This window comes from Comamonas sediminis, assembly GCF_041107495.1.
In the GTDB taxonomy this organism is placed as follows: Bacteria; Pseudomonadota; Gammaproteobacteria; order Burkholderiales; family Burkholderiaceae_C; genus Comamonas; species Comamonas sediminis.
In genome coordinates, this window is the sequence record NZ_JBGBDC010000007.1 from 234,724 (window position 1) to 255,269 (window position 20,546).

Sequence of the window (20,546 nt, forward strand, 5' to 3'; positions counted from 1 at the left end):
AGCATGGGCATGCGCTGCCTACATGCCGCTCGTACCCAACAATGCCCGCCGGTACTGCACCGCCTCGGCCACATGGGCCGGGCTGATGGTCTCCGACTGCGCCAGGTCGGCAATCGAGCGGGCCACGCGCAGGCTGCGGTGGATGCCGCGTGCAGACCAGGCCAGCTGGGCGGCGGCGGTTTGCAGCAGTTGCAGCGCGGCGGGCTCGGCCTGGCAGTGGGCATCGAGCGCCTGGCCTTGCAGCTGCTGGTTGAGCATGCCCTGGCGCCGCAGTGAGCGGGCGCGGGCCGCAGTCACCCGCTCGCGGATGGCGGCGGTCGATTCGCCGGCCGGGGCGGTCAGCAGTTCATCGGCGGGCAGGGGGCTGACTTCCAGGTGCAGGTCGATGCGGTCGAGGAGGGGGCCGCTGATGCGGGCCTGGTAGCGGCTGACCTGGTCGGGCGAGCAGCGGCAGGCGCGCTGGCGCGAGCCCCGAAAGCCGCAGGGGCAGGGGTTCATCGCAGCGATCAGCTGAAAGCGGGCGGGAAAGGTGGCTTGCTGCGCGGCGCGGGCAATGCTGATCTGGCCAGTCTCCAGTGGCTCGCGCAGTGCTTCGAGCGCGCTGCGGGGGAACTCAGGCAATTCATCGAGGAACAGCACGCCGCAATGGGCCAGCGATATCGCACCGGGCCGGGGCGGGCTGCCGCCGCCCACCAGGGCCACGGCGCTGGCGGTGTGGTGGGGCGCCATGGTGGTGCGCTGGCCCCAGCTGCGGGCATCAAAGGCGCCGACCAGGCTGTGCACGGCGGCGTTCTCCAGGGCCTCGGCCACGCTCAGCGCAGGCAGCAGGCCGGCAAAGCGCTGGGCCAGCATCGATTTGCCGGCGCCCGGTGCGCCCAGCATCAGCAGGTTGTGGCCGCCGCAGGCGGCGATCTCCAGCACCCGCTTGCTGGCGGTCTGGCCTTTGACGTCGGCCATGTCGGCGCCGGGCGCCTCGGGCGGCCGGTTCTGGGCGGGCATGCGCTGCCACTGGCTGGGGGCTGCATCGGGCTCGGCGCTGGCGGCCTGCGGCGCAAAGTGCTGCACCACGTCCATCAGGTGGCTGGCGCGGTAGACCTCGGCATCGGGCACCAGCGCTGCATCCTCTGCACTGCCCGGGGGCAGCACCTGGCGTACATGCTGGCCGCGCTGGTGCAGATCCATGCTCGCGGCCAGCGCGCCGCGCACGGGCCGCAGTGCGCCGGACAGCGACAGCTCGCCGGCAAACTCGTAGTGCTGGAGCCGGTCTGCATCGATGGCGCCGCTGGCCGCCAGAATGCCGACCGCGATGGCCAGGTCATAGCGGCCCGATTCCTTGGGCAGGTCGGCCGGGGCCAGGTTGACGGTGATGCGCTTGTTGTGCGGGAACTCCAGTCCGCTGTTCTGCAGCGCCGAGCGCACGCGCTCGCGGGCCTCTTTCACTTCCAGATCGGCCAGGCCGACCAAGGTGAAGCTGGGCAGGCCATTGGCCAGATGGACTTCGACGCTGACGGGGTGGCCGGTAAGCCCGACCAGGGCCCGGCTGTGCACCACGGCGAGACTCATGGGCTGGCTTCCTTGTGGTTGTGCACCGTTTTGGTGCATTGCGAAGCACCTCTTGGAGGCACGGCTGCAGCCAGCATCGCAAAAGTCGGTTTTCGGGACAAGGGGGCGCCAGCCCGCAGCGGCAGCGCCGCTGGCACCCAGCCTGCGCCGTTTGCCCCGCACAGCCCGGTGGCGGCTGAGAACGTAAGCATTTGCAAAAAAACATAGCGGGCGGCGCTTGTCTGGTGCGCACAACGCGCGGGGTGGTGCTAGGTTTGGCACGCTCTGTGCATTGTGCTTGCCACCAACGGATGGGTCGAATTCATCAACAAGGAGTGTGGCAATGGCGATGAGCAACAGAGGCTGGATGGTGGTGGCGGGTGCAGCGTTCCTGGCGCTGCCGGTGGTGGCGAGCGCGCAGCTGACCGCCAACGTGAGCGTGACCACGAACTACAAGTTCCGCGGTCAGGACCAGAAGTCCTCTAGTGCCAAGTGGGTCAAGCCCGCACTCCAGGGAGGGGTCGATTACGCCTTTGGCGACAGCGGCTTTTATGTGGGTAACTGGAACTCCACCGTCGACTGGCTCGACAACAACAAGGTGGAGATGGATTTCTACGGTGGCTACAAGTTCAAGGCCGCCGATGTGGATTGGGACCTGGGTCTGCTGACCTATGTCTATCCCGGCAACACGCTGGGCAACACCACCGAACTGTACGGCTCGGGCACCTACGGCCCGGTGACCGTGAAGTACTCGCACACCGTATCGAAGGATTACTTTGGCTGGGCCGGCACCAAGTACGACAGCACGTACAAGGGCCGCAACACCGGCTACCTGAATGTGGCGTTTGCGCAGGAAGTGGCGCCCAAAACCACGTTGAAGCTGGCCGTGGGCTACACCCGATTTTCCAGCGACATCAAGGACCTGGGCGTGCCCAACTACCTGGACTACAGCGTGGGCGGTGCCTATGACCTGGGTGACGGGTTCTCGCTGAGTGCCGCCTGGGTGGGTGCCAACAAGACAGGCGCCTTCGGCTTTGTGAACAAGGGTCGTGCGATCGTGTCGCTGACCAAGGCTTTTTGATGCAGCGCCGCTGCAATAAGTGACGACAGGAGAACTTATGAACATGAAACTGGTAGTGGCGGTGATCAAGCCCTTCAAGCTCGATGAAGTGCGTGAGGCGCTGTCCGATATTGGGGTGCAAGGCATCACGGTGAGCGAGGTCAAGGGCTTTGGACGTCAGAAGGGCCATACCGAGCTGTACCGAGGCGCCGAGTACGTGGTGGATTTCCTGCCCAAGGTGAAGCTGGAGATCGCGGTGGCCGAGGACCTGGTGGACCGGGTGATCGAGGCCATCGAGAACGCCGCGCGCACCGGCAAGATCGGCGACGGCAAGATCTTTGTCTCCCCGCTGGAGCAGGTGGTGCGTATCCGTACCGGCGAAACCGGCCCGAACGCAATCTAAAAAAACAGCGCTCCGCGCTGGCAAGGCGCGCGCTACAAGCCAATTTATCTTGAAGGTGTGAACAACATGAGACGACTACTTTCCTTGGCAGGGCTGGCGGCGGTGGCACTGGCCACTGCGGGCAACGCGGCTGCGGCTGATGCGGCAGCTCCCGTTCTGAGCGCGGGCGATACCGCCTGGATCATGACCTCGACCATGCTGGTGATCCTGATGGTCATCCCGGGTCTGGCGCTGTTCTACGGTGGTCTGGTGCGCAGCAAGAACATGCTGTCGGTGCTGGCCCAGGTGTTCACGATCTTTTCGCTGATCACCGTGCTGTGGACCATCTACGGCTACTCGCTGACCTTCTCCGGCGAAGGCAACTTCTTTGGCGACTTCGGCAAGGTGTTCCTGATGGGCATCACCCCGGATACGCTCTCGGGTGCGATGGCCACTGTGCCTGAGTATGTGTTCGTCTCGTTCCAGGCCACGTTTGCCGCCATCACCGTGGCGCTGATCGTCGGTGCCTTTGCCGAGCGCATCAAGTTTGCTGCCGTGATGATCTTTGCGGTGCTGTGGTTCACGTTGAGCTACCTGCCGATTGCCCACATGGTCTGGGGCGGTGGTCTGCTGGGCAAGGATGGCGCACTGGACTTTGCCGGCGGCACCGTCGTGCACATCAACGCCGGTGTGGCCGGTCTGGTGGGCTCCTATGTGCTGGGCAAGCGCCTGGGCTTTGGCCGCGAAGCGCTGGCGCCCCACAACCTGACTCTGACCATGGTGGGCGCATCGCTGCTGTGGGTGGGCTGGTTCGGCTTCAACGCCGGCTCGGCAGGTGCTGCCAACGGTATTGCCGGTCTGGCCTTCATCAATACCATCGTGGCCACCGGCGCAGCTTGCGTGAGCTGGTTGGTCTGCGAAACCCTGCACAAGGGCAAGCCTTCGATGCTGGGTGCCGCTTCGGGTGCCGTCGGTGGCCTGGTGGTCATCACCCCGGCAGCCGGTTTTGTCGGCCCCATGGGTGCCATCGTGATGGGTCTGCTCGCCGGTGCGCTGTGCCTGTGGGGTGTGTCCGGCCTCAAGCGCCTGCTCAAGGTCGATGACACCTGCGACGTCTTCGGTGTGCACGGCGTGGGCGGTATCCTGGGTGCCATCCTGACCGGTGTGTTCTGCGCCTCCAGCCTGGGTGGCGTCGAGCCGGAAGGCTACAACATGGCCCACCAGATCTGGGTGCAGACCAAGGGCGTGCTGATCACCATCGTGTGGTCTGCGGTGGCCGCGTGGATCTCGTACAAGGTGGCAGGTCTGCTGACCGGTGGCCTGCGGGTGACGGAAGAGGCCGAACGCGAAGGCCTGGACATCACCTCCCACGGCGAAGCGGCCTACGGACGTTGATTCTTGCGGATACTCCTTGGGGGGCCGGACGGGTGTACAACCCGGCCGGCCTTTTTTTTTTCGCCGTGCTGGCGCTCAGAACCTGTCTACGATCTGCTCCTGAAACACGGCTGAGACCGATGCCGGGGCACGCTCTGGCCACAGCGCCAGGCCACCGGCCACGCTGAAGGCCTGGTGGTGGCCCAGCCGGCGCAATGCATGGGCCGCCTGGGCACTGCGGTTGCCGCTGCGGCAGTAGAACACCACGGGGGTATCGGCCGGCAAGGCCAGCCACTGCGGCAGTGCATTGAGCAGGCCCGACAGCGGTACGGCCTGGCTGCTGGCGCCCTCGTCCATGCCCGGCGCCTGGCCCAGTTGCTGCTCATAGGGCTCGCGCACATCCACCAGCAGCGCGGCGCTGCCGGCCTGCTGCAGTGCCTGCGCACGGGCCGCGGGCAGTTCCACACATGCGGCGGGCGTGGCCGCCTCCACGCGGGCGCCGCAGGCCATCGTTTGGTAGGCGGTGGGGGCCAGGTCCTGCTCCAGTGCAGCCTTGGCAGCGGCAAAGGCGGCAGCATCCAGCTGGCCCTGCAGCACGCCGGCCAGCAGCGGCTGGGCAGCAGCCTCGACGGCCAGGGTGCAGGCAAAGCGGTGGTCGTAGTCATGGCCGGGCAGCAGCAGGGTCTGCGGGCCCACGGTCTCCGCCAGCAGGCGCAGGCTGTCCGCATAGGCGAGCGGCGCGCTCTGCGCAAAATCGCTGCGGCCCAGCGCGCCAGGCAGCACGGTATCGCCGACCAGCGCCAACTGCAGCTGCGCGCCTTCATGCAGCAGATAGGCGGTGGAGTCGGCCGTGTGGCCGGGCAGCGCCAGCCGGCTCAGGCGGTAGGCGCCCAGGTCGATCTGCGTGGCGCCTTGGGGCCAGCCCAGCGCATCTACCGCGCCAGCGGCCTGCAGCGCAGCGGGCACGGCCGCGCGCAGCTCGGCCGCCGATGAGGCATGGTCGCCATGGCTGTGGGTGTCCAGCACGGCGGCCAGCGTGAAGCCCCGGCAGCGCAGCCATTGCGCCAGGCGCCCGACCAGCTCGGGCAGCGGATCGACCACCACGCAGCGCTGGCTGGCGGCATCGGCCAGCAGGTAGCAGCAGGCGCCATCGACGACAAAGCGCGTCAGCAGCGGGGCAGCACCGTGGGCGGTGTCTTCAGGCGCTTCCACCAGGCAGTTGGCGCGCAGTGCGGCGCCGCAGGCGCGGATGCGCTGGCAGGCCTCGGCGATCATCTCGGCCGAATCGGCAGCGCCAAAGGACATGCGCACCGCAGCGGCCGTCTGCCAGGCGGGCAGGCCCATGGCTTCGAGCACATAGCTGGGCTGGGCCTTGCTGGCGCTGCAGGCGGAGCCACCGCTGACCCGCAGGCCGGCGGCATCAAACAGATCGAGCAGCAGTTTGGCGCTGAGGCCCGGCACGGAGAAGTTCAACGTGGTGGGCAGGCACAGCGCGGGCGGGGCGTTGAACACCAGACCGGCAAAGGCATCGCGCAGCGCCGCTTCCAGCTGGCTGCGGTGGGCGGTCATCGTGGCGGCGTTGGCAAAGCTGCTGCCGTCCTGCAGCGCGCGCAGCACCGCGCCGAGCGCGGCAATGCCAGCCATGTTTTCGGTACCGGCGCGCAGCGCGCCTTCCTGGCCACCGCCGGCCAGCAGCGGGGTAAAGGGCGCGCCCTCGCGCACATAGAGCATGCCTACGCCCTTGGGCGCATAGAGCTTGTGGCCGGAAAACGGTGCGTAGTCGATGCCGCGCTCCACCGGTTGGAGCGCCAGCTTGCCCAGCGCCTGCACGCCGTCGACCAGCCACAGCGCCGGGCTGCCGCGCAGCGCATCGGCAATGCCATCGAGGTCGCTGACCACGCCGGTTTCGTTGTTCGCGGCCATCGTGCACACCAGGCCGGCCGAGGGGGCCTGCGTGCGCAGCCAGGCCAGGTCATGGCGGCCATCGATGCCCACGGGGATGGCGGTGACCGGCAGGTGAAGGCCGAGCACGGCATTCCAGTGCTTGAGGGCCTCGGGCACGGCCTTGTGTTCGGTCGCGCCGTAGAGCAGCTGCATGGGGCTGCTGTCGCCTGCCTCACGGCGCTGGCGCAGCGCGCTCAGCGCGGACAGCACGGCCGTCTGGATGCCCTCGGTCGCGCCGCTGGTGAACAGCAGCTGGCCGCTGGGCACCTCCAGCACCTGGCGTGCGGCAGCGCGCGCCTCGTCGAGCAGCGCACGGGCCTTGAGGCCGCTGCCATGGATGCTGCTGGGGTTGCCATAGGCATCGGCCATGACCGCCAGGGCAGCGGCGCGGGCCTGGGGAAGGACGGGGGTGGTGGCGTTGGCGTCGAGGTAGATTTCCATGCCCACATTGTCGAGGCCGGGCCAGGGAATACAGCCGCAAAATTCGCCAGGTATTGGACAATATTAGATTCTTATTCTAAAAATCTCTTAAAAAATGAAACTGGATTCCATTGACCGTAAACTGCTGGAGTTGCTGCAGGCCGATGCGGAGACCCAGGTCGCCGAACTGGCAGCCCAGGTCGGGCTGTCGGCCACGCCCTGCTGGCGCCGTATCCAGCGGCTCAAGGAGGCCGGGGTCATCAAGCGCCAGGTGGTACTGGTGGACCGCGACAAGGTCAATGTGGGCGTGACCGTGTTTGTCGCGGTGCGCACCAGCACGCACAGCCAGGAATGGTTTGAGCGCTTTCGCGCTGCGGTGGCCGCTATTGCCGAGGTGGTGGAGTTCTACCGCATGAGCGGCGAGGTGGACTACCTGCTGCGCGTGGTGGTGCCCGATATTGCTGCCTACGACAAGGTCTACAAGCGGCTGATTGCCGATACCCAGTTGCTGGATGTGTCGTCCAGCTTTGCGATGGAGGAGCTGAAGTTCACCACCGCGTTGCCGCTGTCCTATATTCCATAAGCCAGTTTCTCGGCAAGCCAGGTGGCACAGATAATGCTTAGGGTTTTCCATGCAATTCATTTTTAAAGGAACGCCATGATCTGGCATACCGTGGTCAGCCAGCCCTTTGCGTTGGGGGAGTCTCCTTTCTGGCAAGCCAGCGGTGGTGTTCTCTATGGCGTTGATGTGGCTGGCAAGCAGCTGTGGCGCACGATGCCCGGATCGGGCTATATGGACCGCTGGGACATGCCTGCCGAGCCTGGCTGCATGGCACCGGCCCGCAGCGGCGGCGCGCTGGACGGCTGGATCGTCGTGCTGCGTGACCGCATCTGCCGCGCCACCCACTGGGGCGGTACCTTGCACGACATCGCGCGCCTGCCGATCGACCCCGCCACCGAGCGCGGCAACGATGGCCGCTGTGATGCCCAGGGCCGCTTCTGGGTGGGCACCATCCACGAGCCGGCCAGCGGCCCGCGCGAGCCGGTAGCAGCGCTCTACTGCATCGATGGCCTGACAGGCACCACGACGGTGCGCAAGGTGCTCGATGGCGTCTCCAACGCCAATGGCCTGGCCTGGTCGCCCGACCGCCGCACGATGTACTGGGCCGATACACCCAGCCACACGGTCAAGAAATTTGCCTGCGACGTGAGCGGCTATCCGCAAGGCGAGGGTGAGGTCTTCATCCGTTTTGACAGCAAGCCCGAGGGCTGGACACCGGGCGAGCCCGGCTACGGCGGCCGGCCCGATGGCGCCGCTGTCGACGTCGAAGGCAACTACTGGTGCGCGATGTACGAGGGCGGACGCGTGCTGCAGATCTCCCCGCAGGGCCGCATCCTCGCCAACCACTACACCCCGGCGCTGTGCCCCACGATGCCCTGCTTTGGCGGCAGCGATGGCCGCACCCTGTACGTCACCTCCGCCCGCCACGGCCGCAGCCGCGACGAGCTGGCCCAACTGCCGCTGTCAGGCTGCGTGTTCGCGATGCGCGTCGGCGTGGCCGGCCTGCCGACCCAGCCTTGGCGGGAAATCGGGCATGGGTTCTGAGAACCTGCGCAAAGTCCCCTATCTAACTTGAGCGCCGTACGCCGGGCGCAACTGTCGCTACCATGGTGCCATGGACCAAGCTGTGGCTGCCTCTCTTCCCCCCACCGTGCTCGACTGGCAGGAGCGCGTTCGATCCGCCCATGCCCACAAGACGCCGCTGCGCATCCGGGGCGGTGGCAGCAAGGATTTTTATGGTGCACGCCTGGGCGGCGAGGTGTTCGACACCCGCAGCTACAGCGGCATCATCAGCTATGAGCCCAGTGAGCTGGTCGTGACCGTGCGGTCCGGCACGCCGCTGGCGGCGCTGGAGCAGGCCTTGGCCGAATGCGGCCAGTGCCTGGCTTTTGACCCGCCGCATTTTGGCCCCGGCGCCACGGTCGGCGGCATGGTGGCGGCGGGCCTGTCCGGCCCCTCGCGGGCAGCAGTCGGCGCCGTGCGCGACTACATCCTGGGCCTGGAGCTGATCAATGGGCAGGGCGAGCTGCTGCGCTTTGGCGGCCAGGTGATGAAGAACGTCGCGGGCTATGACGTGTCGCGCCTGATGGCCGGTGCCTGGGGCACCCTGGGCCTGCTGACCGACATCAGCCTCAAGGTGCTGCCGATGCAGCGCGCGCAGGCCACGCTGTACTACGAATGCACAGCGCAGCAGGCGCTGGACAAACTCTCGGCCTGGCGCGCCAAGCCGCTGCCCATCAATGCCAGCCTGTGGCAGCAATCCGGCGAGGGCGAGCAAGGCCATCTGCTGGTGCGGCTGCGCGGTGCGGTCGCGGCGGTGCAGTCGGCCCTGGATGGCATGGGTGGCACGATGCTGGACCACGGCCAGGCAGATGTCGCCTGGCTGGCCTGCCGCGAGCAGCAACTGCCCTGGTTCAGCGACATGGACCCGAGCCATGCGCTGTGGCGCCTGTCGCTGCCGGCCACCACGCCGGTGCTGCCCTGCACCGAAGCAGGCCTGCAGCCGCTGATGGAATGGGGCGGCGCACTGCGCTGGGTGCAGGCCCCCATGCAGCATGCCCAGGCCTTGCAGGCGCTGGCCGCCAGTGTGGGCGGCAGCGCCGTGTGTTTCCGGCCCGGCCCCCAGGTGGGCCTGGCCGCATCCGATGATTTTGGTTTCACGCCCGCCTCGCCCGCGCTGCGCCAGGTGCAGCAGCGGCTCAAGCAGGCGTTCGACCCCCATGGCATCTTCAATCCCGGCCGCCTGGGCGACTGGGCGTTGAGCTAAGCTGAGCTCAGCTAATCGAGGCACCCCTGCACCATGCAAACCCAATTAGCCCCCGAATTCAAAGACACCCCCGAAGGCCAGGAGGCCGAGGCCATTCTGCGCAAGTGCGTGCATTGCGGCTTTTGCACCGCCACCTGCCCCACCTACCAGCTGCTGGGCGATGAGCTCGACGGCCCGCGCGGCCGCATCTACCTGATCAAGCAGGTGCTCGAAGGCCAGGAGCCCACCCGCAAGACCCAGACCCACCTGGACCGCTGCCTGACCTGCCGCAACTGCGAATCGACCTGCCCCAGCGGCGTGCAGTACGGCAAGCTGCTCGACATTGGCCGCCACATCGTCGACCAGAAGGTGGAGCGCCCGGCGGCCGAGCGCCTGCAGCGCTGGGCGCTGCGCAAGGGCATGGTGTCCAAGGCCTTTGGACCGGCGCTGGCGCTGGGGCGGCTGGCCCGCCCGGTGCTGCCGGCAGCGCTCAAGGCCAAGCTGGCGCGCGTACCGCGTGCCGGCAAGTGGCCCACACGCAGCCATGCGCGCAAGGTGCTGATGCTGGCCGGCTGCGTGCAGCCGGTGATGCTGCCCAATATCAATGCGGCCGCTGCGCGGGTGCTCGATGCCGTGGGCATCCAGACCTTGGTGACGCCAGCCGCCGCCTGCTGCGGCGCGGTGCAGCAGCACCTGAGCGACCCGCAGGGCGCGCTGGCGCAGGCGAGAGCCAATATCGATGCCTGGTGGCCCCATGTGGAGAGCCAACAGGTCGAGGCCATTGTGACCACGGCCTCGGGCTGTGGCGTGATGGTGAAGGACTACGGCCATCTGCTGCGCCATGACCCGGCCTATGCGGCGCGGGCCGCTGCGATTGCTGCGCTGGCGCGTGATTTGTGCGAGCTGCTGCCCGACATGCTGCCCGAGCTGGAGCAGCGCCTGCAGGGCCAGCTGAACCTGCCCGAGGCCCCATTGGCCTACCACCCGCCCTGCACCTTGCAGCATGGCCAGAAGCTGCGCGGCGGGGTGGAGACCAGTCTGCGCCGCCTGGGTTTTGACATCCGCGTCTCGCGCGTGGAATCGCACCTGTGCTGCGGCTCGGCCGGCACCTATTCGCTGCTGCAGCCCGAGATTGCGCACCAGCTGCGCGACCGCAAGATCGGCACCCTGAACCAGGCCTGCAGCGATGCACCACCTGCCGCGATCCTGTCGGCCAATATCGGCTGCATCTCGCATTTGCAGTCGGGCACCGATGTGCCGGTGCGCCACTGGATCGAGGTGATCGACGAGGCGCTGGCGCCCGCCAAGGCGCCGCGCTGAAGCGGCTCAGACGGCCAGCGCCAGGCCGTCCTTGCGGTGGTCGGATGCGCCGCAGAGCTGGCCATCGGCCAGGCGCCAGATGCACTGCGCGCCACCAAAGTCGCTGCGCCCGCCCAGCTCGCCTTCGCCACTCGGCTCGCGGTAGCCCTGGGCCCGCAGCGCAGCGGTGATCGCAGGCGGCATGCCTGCCTCCACTGCCAGCACGCGGCCGCCTTCCAGGCGCCAGCGCGGCTGGTTCAACGCGGGCTGCGGCGCCTCGCCGCCGGCCAGCATGCGGCACAGCAGCTGCACCTGGCCTTGGGGTTGCATCGCGCCGCCCACCACGCCAAACACGCCGAGGAATTGGCCATCGCGCGTGGCAGCGCCCGGCACTACCGTGTGGTAGGGGCGTTTGCCCGGCGCCGGTCCGTTGATATGGCCGGGCTGCGAAAAACCATGGCCCCGGTTCTGCAGCACAAAGCCGCCCTCGGCCACACCAATGCCCGAGCCAAAGCGCTTGAACACGCTGCTCATCAGGCTGATGGCCAGGCCATCGCCATCCACCACGGTGGTGCAGACGGTATTGCCGGCCGGGTCGGCCACGGTCTGCTGGGCATGGGCCATCGCTGCCTCCATCGCCTGCACCAGCGCGACCTGGGTGGCCGCGCTGGCCATATCGATGGCCTGGTCCTGCATGGCGGCCAGAGCATGGAGCACGGCCACGCCATGGGTGTTGGGCGGGCATTCGTAGATGGTGGCGCCGCGAAACGAGGTGCTCACCGGCGTGCAGAAGTTGCCCTGGTGGGCGCTGAAATCTGCCGCGGCCAACACGCCGCCGGCTGCCTGCACCGCAGCGGCGCAGGCAGCGGGAATGGCGCCGGCATAGAAGGCCTGCGGCCCCTGCGCAGCCACCGCCTGCAGCAAGCGGGCGAGGGCCGGGTTGTCAAAGCGCTCGCCTGCGCGGGGCGGCGCATCGGCGCGGTACAGCGCGGCGCTGGCGGCATCGCGGGCTATCACCGGTTGGAACAGCGCCCATTCACGTGCAGCGACCGGGGCCACGGCAAAGCCCTGGCTGGCGGCCTGCACGGCCGCATCGAACAGCTGCGCCCACGGGCGTTGGCCAAAGCGCTGGTGCAGGTCCCACCAGCCTTGCACCACGCCGGGCGTGGTGACCGACAGCGGGTGGCGCTCCGGGATGCGGCGCTGGGGCAGGGCCTCGACCAGATCGGCTGTCAAAGCCTGCGGCGCACGCCCGGTGCCGTTGTAGGCCAGTGGGGCCTGGCCCGGTGGCACCAGCATGGCCAGCAGGTCGCCGCCCACACCGGTAGCCATCGGCTCGACGACGCCCAGCACCGCATCGGCAGCAATCGCGGCATCGACGGCCGAGCCGCCTTGCTGCAGCTGGGCCTGCGCGGCCGCCGCAGCCAGCGGGTGGCCGGTGGCCACCATCGCGCCCCGGCCCAGTACGCCTGCTGCGCCTGGCGCGTCCTGGCGGTGCAGCTGCGCCATCTCAAGCGCCCCAGAGAGCGACAGCGGTGAACACGGCTGCCATCAGACCCAGCACCACAGGTATCAGCAGCGCCCGGGCCAGCTCCAGCACATTCACCCGCGCAAAGCCTGCCACCGCGATCAGCGAGGACCACGCAATCAGGGTGCCACCGCCGGTCCATACCGCGCCCATCTGGCCCAGGGCGGCCAGCGCCGACACATCCATGCCGGAGGCAGGGCCCAGCGCTCCGGACAAGGTGCCGGTCAGCGGCAGGCCGGCAAAGCCCGAGCCGTCAATGCCGGTGATCATGCCCATCAGCAGCACACCAAAGGACACCAGCAGCTGGCTGTCGGGAATCAGGTGCTGGCTGGCCTTGACCAGCTCGAACAGCAGATCGGGCACCGGCTGGCCGGCGGCAATGCCCAGGATGGGACCGGCGGTCTCATGCGAGCCGATGAAGAAGAAGCCGGCAATGGGCAGCACCGCACCCATGGCCTTGAACGCGAAGACGAAGCCATCGGTGATGTGGTCCGCCGCGCCATCGAGCATCTTGCGAAAGCCGCGCGCTGCCGTGGTGGCCCAGATCATCAGCAGCGCAGCCACGCCGCCGATCAGCATGGCCGCGTCGCCGCCCTTGAGCTCGGGCACGCTGGTGGTGAACTTGGGCGCCACCATCACCAGAATCACCACCAGAAAGGCCAATGGCGTGACGACGGCAAACAGCCTGGAGGCCGAGGCCAGCGGTTGGGTCTTGCGCAACTCGGCTTCCAGCTCGGAGTTGGTGCCCAGGTCGTTTTCGTGGGCCGTGCCCTTGGCGATCTCGGCCTTGTCAAAGGCGCCAGCGCCTTCGATCTGCGCGCTGATGCCGGCGGGGTTGAGTTCCCAGCGCTCCAGCAGTGCGTTGTCACTGGGCACGATGAGCTTGCGCACCTTGAAGTACGACAGGAACAGCGCAATCATGCCGACCACCCAGGACAGCAGCAGTGCCTTGTCGGCCACCGCCACAGCGCTGATGCCGCCGGCGGCCTTGGCGCTGATGCCTGGTGCCACGCCAATCACATAGTCCGACGACAGCGCCATGCCCTGACCGGCAATCGCGATGGCCATCGCCCCTGCGATGGGCGGCAGGCCCGCTGCAATCGCTGCCGGCAGCAGCACGGCCGCCACCAGTGGCACCGCAGGCGTGGGCCAGAAGAACAGCGAGATCAGGTAGGTGACCAGCGCCAGGATGAAATAGGCCATGTGGCCGTTTTTCATCACCGCGCGAAAGGGCTTGACCATGCGGATGTCCGAGCCCAGGTCCTTGAGCGCATTGAGCAAGGCCGTCATCAGCGCAATGATCAGAAAGATGTTGAACAACTCCTTGGCGGCCACCATGCTGGCACTGAATATGCTTCCAATGCCGGTGATGAAGCTGCCGCTCCAGGCGAGGGCCACGACGACGGTGGCCAGTATCGATGGCACCACCACATTGGCACGGAAGGCCATGGTCAAGATGATGACCAGCACCCCGGCGAGGTAGGCCCAGTGCGCGGGGCCTATAGAGACTGACGGATCCATCGTGGCTACTCCTTGGTATGTTGATACAGCCAATTTGTATACTAAATACAATGAATCAAAAAATCATCAGGGAATACCAGAAATATTGCGTCGCAGCATGCGATAAACCCGGGTTAAATAGCCAATAAGTTAGTTTTCGTATACAAAAAAGAAAAATTCTCTGAAGGAATTCGAGGTGATGGCTTTGGATGAACAAGGTTCACAGCGCTGGGGGAATGCTGTTTTTGCCTGTATTTGCAAGCCGTATCAAAGGCTTGGATAGCGCATGGTTATGAACCCAGATCAAGGACATGGATTTGTACACTGGATACACTAGGGTAATTACTAGGTCATCCAGGAGCTATCCGATGAAGAACACTGCTTCCCAAGCCATTGCTGCCCAGCAAACCGATCTGCTGAACCTGCGCGAGCCCCGCCAGGCCTTGTTGCCCGCGTCACTGGGCTGGCTCTCGGCCATCGAAAATGCCTTTGTGCGCTGGCAGGCCAAGCGCCTCGCTGAGCTGGAGCCGGGCCGTCTCTGGGCGCAGGCGATGCAGGACACGCGCTCGCTGGCGGAGATCCGCCGCACCCAGCGCTGAACGCCGATTTCTGTATACAAGGCACGGCGAAGGCGCTGCAAACCCTTGCCGGGCATGTAAACTGGGTGCGACCCTGGGGGAGCATGGCAGCCGATGCCGCAACCCGGGGCTTGCAACGTACCGAACGGACCGACTTTCATGCCCATTGCCAACGGAGACAAAAAACCTGCACTGAACCACTCGCCGCTGACCCAGCAGCTGGTGGAGGCCTTGCGCGAGAAGATCATGTCTGGCGAACTCGCCTCGGGGGAGCGGCTGGTGGAGGAGCGTCTGTCCGAGGAGTTTTCGGTCTCGCGCATGCCTGTGCGCGAGGCCCTGCGCCAGCTGGCTGCCAGTGGCCTGGTGATCATCGAGCCCCGGCGTGGTGCCTCGGTGGCCAAGTTCCATGGCGACCTGCTGCGCGAGCTGGTCGAGGTGCGCGCCACCCTGGAGGCGCTCAATGCGCGCCTGGCCGCCAAGCGCCATGACCCCGAGCAGATTGCCGCGCTGGAGGCCTTGCTGGCCGAGGGCACCAAGAACGCCCATTCGGGCGATGCCGATGTGCTGGCCGTGCTGAACCAGAAGTTCCACCTGGCGCTGGGCAAGATCGCCGCCAACTCCGTGCTGCAAGAGGTGATGCTGTCCCTGCGTGACCGCACCGAAGTGCTGTTTGCGCCCCGCAGCCAGGCGCGTGCGCCCCAGAACTGGGAAGAGCATGCCGCCATCCTGCGCGCGGTGATCAAGGGCGATCCGGAACTGGCCGGCCTGCTGGCCGCGCGCCATATCTACAACGCGGCCGGCATCGAGCCCTGAGTTCCGCGTTTACGATTGGCTGGCCAGGTAGTTCTGGTAAGCCACACCCGCCAGCGCAATATCTTCCAAACCCACGCCCACGGCCTTGTACAGCCGGATGGCCGGCTGCGCGCTGACGGCATAGCGGCCGCTGACGATATCGCCCAGCTCCACCAGCTTGCCCGCCAGCGACAAGCCCGGGTCCGCCAGCACCAGGTCGCCCGCTTCGCTGGTCGCCTGTTTTTTCCATTCCACGGCAATCAGCTGCGCACGCGCCAGCAAGGCATCGTCAAGCTCGCGGGTGTGGGGCAGGCTGGAGCCAATCGCAGCGACCAGTGCATGGGGGGCGACATGTTCCCCGTTGAACAGCGGCTCCTTGGCGCGCGAGGCGGTGACGATGATGTCGGCCTCGCCGACGCCCTGGGTGTGCGCCACGCGGCGGATCTGCGTCTCGGGCAGACCGGTCAGCTGCGCCAGGCGTGCTTCCAGGCCGTTGGGTGCATAGGGGTCGAACACATCGATGCGCTGCAGCCCGAAGTGCTGCACCATCTGCTGCGCATGGGCGAGGCCTTGCACGCCGGCGCCGCACAGGAACAGACGGCGCGCATTGGCGGGCGCCAGATGCTGGGCCACCAGCACCGTGGTCGCGGCGGTGCGCAGGCGTGTGATCGCATTGGCATCGAGGGTGGCCAGCGGCGCGCCGGTCTCGGTTGAGAACAGCAGGATGACAAAGTTGAACTGGCCGGCAATGGTGGTGTAGACCTTGGCGCCGGTGACGCCTTGTGCGGGGATGACGGCGCCCAGCGTGGAGAGCTTGACGCCCCCGGCATCGGTGCGCTCGCGCGCCTGCATCGCTGCCTCGCCCGCGCCAAAGGCGGCAAAGGCGCGGTGCATGGCCTGCAGGGCTTGGTCGGTGGACACCAGGGTGTCCACCATGGCATCGGTGATGTGCAGCATGGTGTGTAGGGTGGGTGAGGGTGGAAATCAGAGCCAGACGCGCAGCAGGATGATGCAGGCGCTGACGGCGGCGGTGCCCAGCAGCCAGCGGCGGATGGTGGCCTTGGAGACATGGCGGGCCAGCCGGTTGGAGGCCAGAAAGCCGCCCAGCATCCAGGGCAGCAGCACCAGGCTGAGCAGCCATTGGCCGCTGCCCATGCGCCCCACCCAGGCAAGCGCGGTGAGCGAGACGATGGTGCCGGCAAAAAAGACCACACCGAGGGTGGAGCGCATCGTCGCCGGCGCCAGGTGCTGCATCGCAATCGCAAACGGCGGGCCGCCCGCGGCGGTGATGGTGCCCATGATGCCGCTGGCCACACCGGCAATCGACAGGTTGGTGGTGCTGGGCTGCACGCGCCAGCCCAGGGTGCTGAGGCTGACGGCGGCCAGGATCAGCACCGCAAACAGAACCGACAGCGCATGGGCACTGAACAGCACCAGCAGCCCGGCGGCCGCAAAGGTGCCGATGACCCGGCCCACCAAGGTGGCGGCAGCGACCTGGCGGTTGAGGGCATCGCGCTCACGCAGATAAGCCAGCAAGGCCAGCGGCGCGCCCACGGCCAGCAAGGGGCCGGGCACCAGCTCGGGGAAGAAGATCGCCGCCAGCGGCGCGCAGAACATCGCATAGCCCAGGCCGCCGACGCCCTGCATGGCGGCACCGGCGAGCACCATCAGCCCCATGGCCAGGTAGCGGCCCCAGGAGAGGTGCTCGGCCATCGCCGTCCATGCGCTCATGGCCGGGGCACCCAGCTGACCTTGATGTCGCCGTTGACAAAGGTCTGGCAGGCCAGGCGGTGCCCCTGCGCAAACTCTTCATCGCTGAAATGCTTGCGCTCCTTGGCCTTGATCGCATCGGTGTGGGCCAGGCCTTCTTCAATGCGGCATTTGCAGGTGCCGCACAGGCCACCGCCGCATTTGAAGGGGATGCCGCCTTTCTCGCGCAGCGATACGCGCAGCAGGTTGCTGTTTTCCGGGGCTTCGACGGTCTTGTTGTCGTTGCTGACAAAGGTGATGGTGGGCATACGGGGCAATCAGGCGGCGGGCACAGAGGTGAGGGGGGCTGTGGTCAGCGTGGCATCGAGCGCGCCGAACTGGCACAGGTGCTGCAGCTCCTGGCGGGCTTGCTCCAGCGAGTCAAAGCGCTCCAGAAACTTGGAAGGCACCAGGTTGGTGGTGCCGCCGGGGCCATCCTCGATCACCTGCACCTTGGTTTCGCGCAGCAACTCGCCCACCGCAAAGCGGGCCAGCAGGCGGCCGCAGAAGTGGTAATCCCAGGCTTCGCACAGCGCAATGTCGGCATTGGCTTGTGTGCGGTACTGGCCGGGCTTGCTGGTCAAGATCACAAACATGGGCATTCCTCAGGCAGCAGGGGTGGCGGGCGCTGTGCCTGCGGGGTGGGTATTGCTGGCAGGGGCGGCCGGCAGCGGCACTTGCGCCAGCTCTAGGTCGTGCTCCGGCCAGAGCTGGCAGACCAGGCGAAAGCCCTCGTCCAGGTGGGCGCCCAGCTGCTTCTTTTCCTTCCAGTTCGGCGCCGGCAGGTGCTCGGCCCCGGCCAGCACCTTGCAGGCGCAGGTTGCGCACTTGCCCATGCCGCATTGGTAGGCCAGGTGGGGGAAGGGGAACTGCTTGATCCCCGCGCGCACGACCAGGTTGGCGCCGCTCTTGACCTCGCCGTGGAAGGTCTGGCCGTTCTTGTGAAAGGTGATCTGGGGCATGGCATCCTCCGCATTGCAATTTCGTATACTGTATACAAATGAATGTTGTGGATGTATTAGGGATAACGTGATGCAGGGGGAATTTTGGCTTGGCTCTGGCACTTGCGGATGAATGAATATCAATGGCTTGTGATTGTTAGGTGACGATCGAAGACTTTGAAATTCACCAGCGATAGGGGTAAGCACTAGGGGCGAGTTGGATGCGAAAACATTGACCATGTTTTCTGTATACAGTATTCTAACTTCGTCGCTTGGATCGGTTTGACTTGGCGACACCCCAACATTTCAGAGGAACCCGCCATGACCCAAACACTGATGAACCGCGACGAATTCCGCGCTGCGCTTGAGAATGCGATCAAGGGCAAAAGCGCCAACAAGGCCCCTTTCAGCGTGGCCTGGGCGACCGGCCGCCTGAGCCGTGAGCACCTGGCGCGCTGGGCCGAGAACCACTACCACTATGTGGGCCCGTTTGCCGACTACCTGGCCTATCTGTATGCCCGCACGCCGGACCATATGACGGAGGCCAAGGACTTCCTGCTGGCCAATATGTATGAGGAAGAGATTGGTGGCGACCGCCATACCGATCTGCTGATCCGCTTTGCCGAGGCCTGCGGCACGACGCGTGAGCGTGTGGTGGACCCCAACAACATGTCGCCCACCACGCGTGGCCTGCAGGCCTGGTGCTATTCGATTGCGATGCGCGAAGACCCGGTGGTCGCGGTGGCCGGTCTGGTCGTGGGCCTGGAGTCGCAGGTGCCATCGATCTACCGCAAGCAGACACCCACCCTGCGTGACAAGTACGGCTTTACCGATGAAGAGGTCGAGTTCTTTGACCTGCACATCGTCTCTGACGAAATCCATGGCGAGCGCGGCTACCAGATCGTGCTGGAGCATGCCAACACGCCCGAGCTGCAAGCCAAGTGCCTGCGCATCTGCGAGATCGGTGCCCAGATGCGCCTGCTCTACACGACGGCGCTCTACCACGACTACGTCGCCAAGGACCTGCAGATCTCGCAGGAAGAGCTGCTGGCCGCCTGAGCGTTGCCGACCCCCACTTGCCCCGCGCAGCGGCGGGCCGCTGGCGGCCGCCGCTGTGACTGACCTCCACCTCTCCAAGACCCTCTCCACCATGGCTGACACCGTGCAAACGTTTCTGAACTATATCGACGGCGCCTGGGTGCCTTGCCTGCTTGGCAGCACCTTTGACAACCTCAACCCCGCCGATACCCGTGATGTGGTGGGGCGTTTTCAGGCGTCAGGCCCGGCCGATGCCGAGGCGGCCGTGCAGGCGGCGCAAAAAGCCTTTGATGGCTGGCGCAAGCTGCCCATTGGCAAGCGCGCCAAGATCCTCAACGACGCGGCCAGTTATCTGGAGCAGAACGTGGAGCAGTTTGCGCAGGAGCTGACCCGCGAGGAGGGCAAGCAGCTGAGCCAGGCGCGCGACGAGTTTCTGCGCAGCGCGCAGACCTTTCGTTTCTATGCCACCGAAGGCCAGACCCTGGGCGGCGAGACCTACCCGCAGGACGATGCCAATATGCATGTGTTCAGCCACCGCGAGCCGCTGGGCGTGGTGACGGTGATCTCGCCCTGGAACTTTCCCGCCTCCATCCCGGCGCGCAAGCTGGCGCCTGCGCTGATCACCGGCAACACGGTGGTGTTCAAGCCCTCGTCGGATGCGCCGCTGTCGGGGCTGCGCCTGGTCGAGGCGCTGGAGAAGGCGGGCGTGCCCGCAGGCGTGGTCAACTGCGTCACCGGCCGCGCGGGCGAGGTGGGGCCGGTGATCACCAATTCGCAGGCCATCCGCGCGATTTCGTTCACCGGCTCGACGACGGCCGGCACCCAGATCCACCGCACCGTGCACCTCTCGACCCGGCTGCAGATGGAGCTGGGCGGCAAGAACCCTTTGATCGTGATGGAGGACGCCGACCTCAACCTGGCGGTGGACCTGGCAATCAAGGGCGGTTTCTCGCTGACCGGCCAGGCCTGCACCGGCACCAGCCGCATCCTGGTGGTGCCCAGCGTGAAGGCGGCCTTTACCGACAAGCTGCTGACGCGCGTGGCCCAGCTCAAGATCGGCAACGGCATGGCCCCGGGCATGGACCTGGGCCCGCTGGCCACCGAAAAGCAGCTGCAGACCGTGCAGCGCTACATCGACATCGGCAAGAGCGAGGCGCGCTGGCTGTGCGGCGGCGAGCGGCTGACCGGTGGCGAGTTCGACCATGGCTACTACCTGTCGCCAGCGGTGTTCACCGATGTGAAGAACAGCATGCGCATTGCGCAGGAAGAGATCTTCGGACCGGTGCTGGCGATCATCGAAGTGGCCGATTTTGACGACGCGCTGCGCCAGGCCAACGACTCGCAGTACGGGCTGTCGGCCAGCATCGTCACGATGAACCCGCGCTACATGCATGTGTTCACCAACGAGATCCAGGCGGGCACCGTCAAGATCAACCGCACGACCACCGGCAACCTGGTCAACGCCCCCTTTGGCGGGCTGAAGAACTCCAGCACCTCCACCTTCCGCGAATCGGGCCGCGCCGGCCTGGAATTCTTTACCCAGATCAAGACCGTCTACCGCGGTATCTGACCCCTGACAGCAAGAGGAAACA

At 66.4% G+C, this 20,546-nt stretch carries 20 protein-coding genes; 11 read left to right on the top strand and 9 right to left on the bottom strand.

Features of this window, described 5'->3' with window-relative positions:
• Positions 1 to 18: 18 nt before the first annotated feature.
• On the bottom strand, positions 19 to 1,563 hold the full coding sequence (locus AB7A72_RS17080; protein WP_369460666.1) for a YifB family Mg chelatase-like AAA ATPase: 1,545 nt from the start codon (positions 1,561 to 1,563) through the stop codon (positions 19 to 21).
• 328 nt (positions 1,564 to 1,891) lie between these two features.
• Here AB7A72_RS17080 and AB7A72_RS17085 point away from each other — a divergent pair, with 328 nt between their 5' ends.
• From AB7A72_RS17085 to AB7A72_RS17095, 3 genes are all read left to right on the top strand, one after another.
• Entirely contained in the window at positions 1,892 to 2,623 is a 732-nt protein-coding gene (locus tag AB7A72_RS17085; protein WP_239812814.1) for a TorF family putative porin, read from the top strand.
• 43 nt (positions 2,624 to 2,666) lie between these two features.
• Positions 2,667 to 3,005 (top strand): P-II family nitrogen regulator, encoded by a 339-nt coding sequence (gene glnK / locus AB7A72_RS17090; protein WP_027010591.1) that lies wholly within the window; start codon positions 2,667 to 2,669, stop codon positions 3,003 to 3,005.
• A 66-nt stretch (positions 3,006 to 3,071) separates the two neighbouring features.
• Positions 3,072 to 4,379: an ammonium transporter gene (locus tag AB7A72_RS17095; RefSeq protein WP_239810199.1), complete on the top strand. Its 1,308-nt coding sequence runs from the start codon at positions 3,072 to 3,074 to the stop codon at positions 4,377 to 4,379.
• Positions 4,380 to 4,454: 75 nt separating this feature from the next.
• Here the strand turns inward: AB7A72_RS17095 and AB7A72_RS17100 are convergent, their stop codons facing one another.
• Entirely contained in the window at positions 4,455 to 6,743 is a 2,289-nt protein-coding gene (locus AB7A72_RS17100) for an aminotransferase class V-fold PLP-dependent enzyme (RefSeq protein ID WP_369460667.1), read from the bottom strand.
• Positions 6,744 to 6,843: 100 nt separating this feature from the next.
• Between AB7A72_RS17100 and AB7A72_RS17105 the strand changes: the two genes are divergently transcribed.
• The 4 genes from AB7A72_RS17105 (at position 6,844) to glcF (ending at position 10,849) form a co-directional block, all read left to right on the top strand.
• Positions 6,844 to 7,305, top strand: coding sequence for an Lrp/AsnC family transcriptional regulator (locus AB7A72_RS17105; RefSeq protein ID WP_313336719.1), 462 nt, complete (start codon positions 6,844 to 6,846; stop codon positions 7,303 to 7,305).
• Between the two features lie 75 nt (positions 7,306 to 7,380).
• Positions 7,381 to 8,328 carry an SMP-30/gluconolactonase/LRE family protein gene (locus tag AB7A72_RS17110; RefSeq protein ID WP_369460668.1) on the top strand — a complete coding sequence of 316 codons (948 nt, stop codon included), beginning with the start codon at positions 7,381 to 7,383 and terminating at the stop codon, positions 8,326 to 8,328.
• 82 nt (positions 8,329 to 8,410) lie between these two features.
• Positions 8,411 to 9,550, top strand: coding sequence for a glycolate oxidase subunit GlcE (gene glcE, locus AB7A72_RS17115; protein ID WP_369460669.1), 1,140 nt, complete (start codon positions 8,411 to 8,413; stop codon positions 9,548 to 9,550).
• A gap of 33 nt (positions 9,551 to 9,583) precedes the next feature.
• Entirely contained in the window at positions 9,584 to 10,849 is a 1,266-nt protein-coding gene (gene glcF / locus AB7A72_RS17120; protein WP_312526022.1) for a glycolate oxidase subunit GlcF, read from the top strand.
• Positions 10,850 to 10,855: 6 nt separating this feature from the next.
• Here the strand turns inward: glcF and AB7A72_RS17125 are convergent, their stop codons facing one another.
• Both AB7A72_RS17125 and AB7A72_RS17130 read right to left on the bottom strand, forming a co-directional pair.
• A complete protein-coding gene (locus tag AB7A72_RS17125) occupies positions 10,856 to 12,337 on the bottom strand; it encodes a gamma-glutamyltransferase family protein (RefSeq protein WP_369460670.1) in 1,482 nt (493 codons plus the stop codon).
• Between the two features lies 1 nt (position 12,338).
• A complete protein-coding gene (locus AB7A72_RS17130; protein ID WP_369460671.1) occupies positions 12,339 to 13,877 on the bottom strand; it encodes a hypothetical protein in 1,539 nt (512 codons plus the stop codon).
• Positions 13,878 to 14,224: 347 nt separating this feature from the next.
• On the opposite strand from AB7A72_RS17130, the gene AB7A72_RS17135 reads away from it, so the two are divergent.
• Together AB7A72_RS17135 and AB7A72_RS17140 are read left to right on the top strand one after the other, a co-directional pair.
• Positions 14,225 to 14,455 carry a hypothetical protein gene (locus AB7A72_RS17135; protein WP_239810206.1) on the top strand — a complete coding sequence of 77 codons (231 nt, stop codon included), beginning with the start codon at positions 14,225 to 14,227 and terminating at the stop codon, positions 14,453 to 14,455.
• A gap of 138 nt (positions 14,456 to 14,593) precedes the next feature.
• Positions 14,594 to 15,247, top strand: a complete 654-nt coding sequence (locus AB7A72_RS17140) for a GntR family transcriptional regulator (protein WP_239810207.1) — start codon at positions 14,594 to 14,596, stop codon at positions 15,245 to 15,247.
• Positions 15,248 to 15,256: 9 nt separating this feature from the next.
• Here AB7A72_RS17140 and AB7A72_RS17145 read toward each other — a convergent pair whose 3' ends face one another.
• The 5 genes from AB7A72_RS17145 to AB7A72_RS17165 are packed head-to-tail and all read right to left on the bottom strand — an operon-like array spanning position 15,257 to position 17,937.
• Positions 15,257 to 16,183, bottom strand: a complete 927-nt coding sequence (locus AB7A72_RS17145; protein ID WP_369460672.1) for an ornithine cyclodeaminase family protein — start codon at positions 16,181 to 16,183, stop codon at positions 15,257 to 15,259.
• A 27-nt stretch (positions 16,184 to 16,210) separates the two neighbouring features.
• Positions 16,211 to 16,957 (bottom strand): sulfite exporter TauE/SafE family protein, encoded by a 747-nt coding sequence (locus AB7A72_RS17150; RefSeq protein ID WP_313335869.1) that lies wholly within the window; start codon positions 16,955 to 16,957, stop codon positions 16,211 to 16,213.
• Positions 16,954 to 17,244 (bottom strand): 2Fe-2S iron-sulfur cluster-binding protein, encoded by a 291-nt coding sequence (locus AB7A72_RS17155; RefSeq protein ID WP_133857530.1) that lies wholly within the window; start codon positions 17,242 to 17,244, stop codon positions 16,954 to 16,956. The genes AB7A72_RS17150 and AB7A72_RS17155 overlap by 4 nt, the downstream gene beginning before the upstream one ends.
• A gap of 9 nt (positions 17,245 to 17,253) precedes the next feature.
• Complete coding sequence (locus AB7A72_RS17160; protein ID WP_239810210.1) at positions 17,254 to 17,571, bottom strand: ferredoxin; 318 nt, start codon at positions 17,569 to 17,571, stop codon at positions 17,254 to 17,256.
• A 9-nt stretch (positions 17,572 to 17,580) separates the two neighbouring features.
• Positions 17,581 to 17,937: a 2Fe-2S iron-sulfur cluster-binding protein gene (locus AB7A72_RS17165; RefSeq protein WP_239810211.1), complete on the bottom strand. Its 357-nt coding sequence runs from the start codon at positions 17,935 to 17,937 to the stop codon at positions 17,581 to 17,583.
• A 300-nt stretch (positions 17,938 to 18,237) separates the two neighbouring features.
• Between AB7A72_RS17165 and AB7A72_RS17170 the strand changes: the two genes are divergently transcribed.
• Together AB7A72_RS17170 and AB7A72_RS17175 are read left to right on the top strand one after the other, a co-directional pair.
• Positions 18,238 to 18,975: a TenA family transcriptional regulator gene (locus tag AB7A72_RS17170; protein WP_230773500.1), complete on the top strand. Its 738-nt coding sequence runs from the start codon at positions 18,238 to 18,240 to the stop codon at positions 18,973 to 18,975.
• A gap of 91 nt (positions 18,976 to 19,066) precedes the next feature.
• On the top strand, positions 19,067 to 20,524 hold the full coding sequence (locus AB7A72_RS17175; protein ID WP_312414013.1) for an aldehyde dehydrogenase family protein: 1,458 nt from the start codon (positions 19,067 to 19,069) through the stop codon (positions 20,522 to 20,524).
• The last annotated feature ends 22 nt before the right edge of the window (positions 20,525 to 20,546 follow it).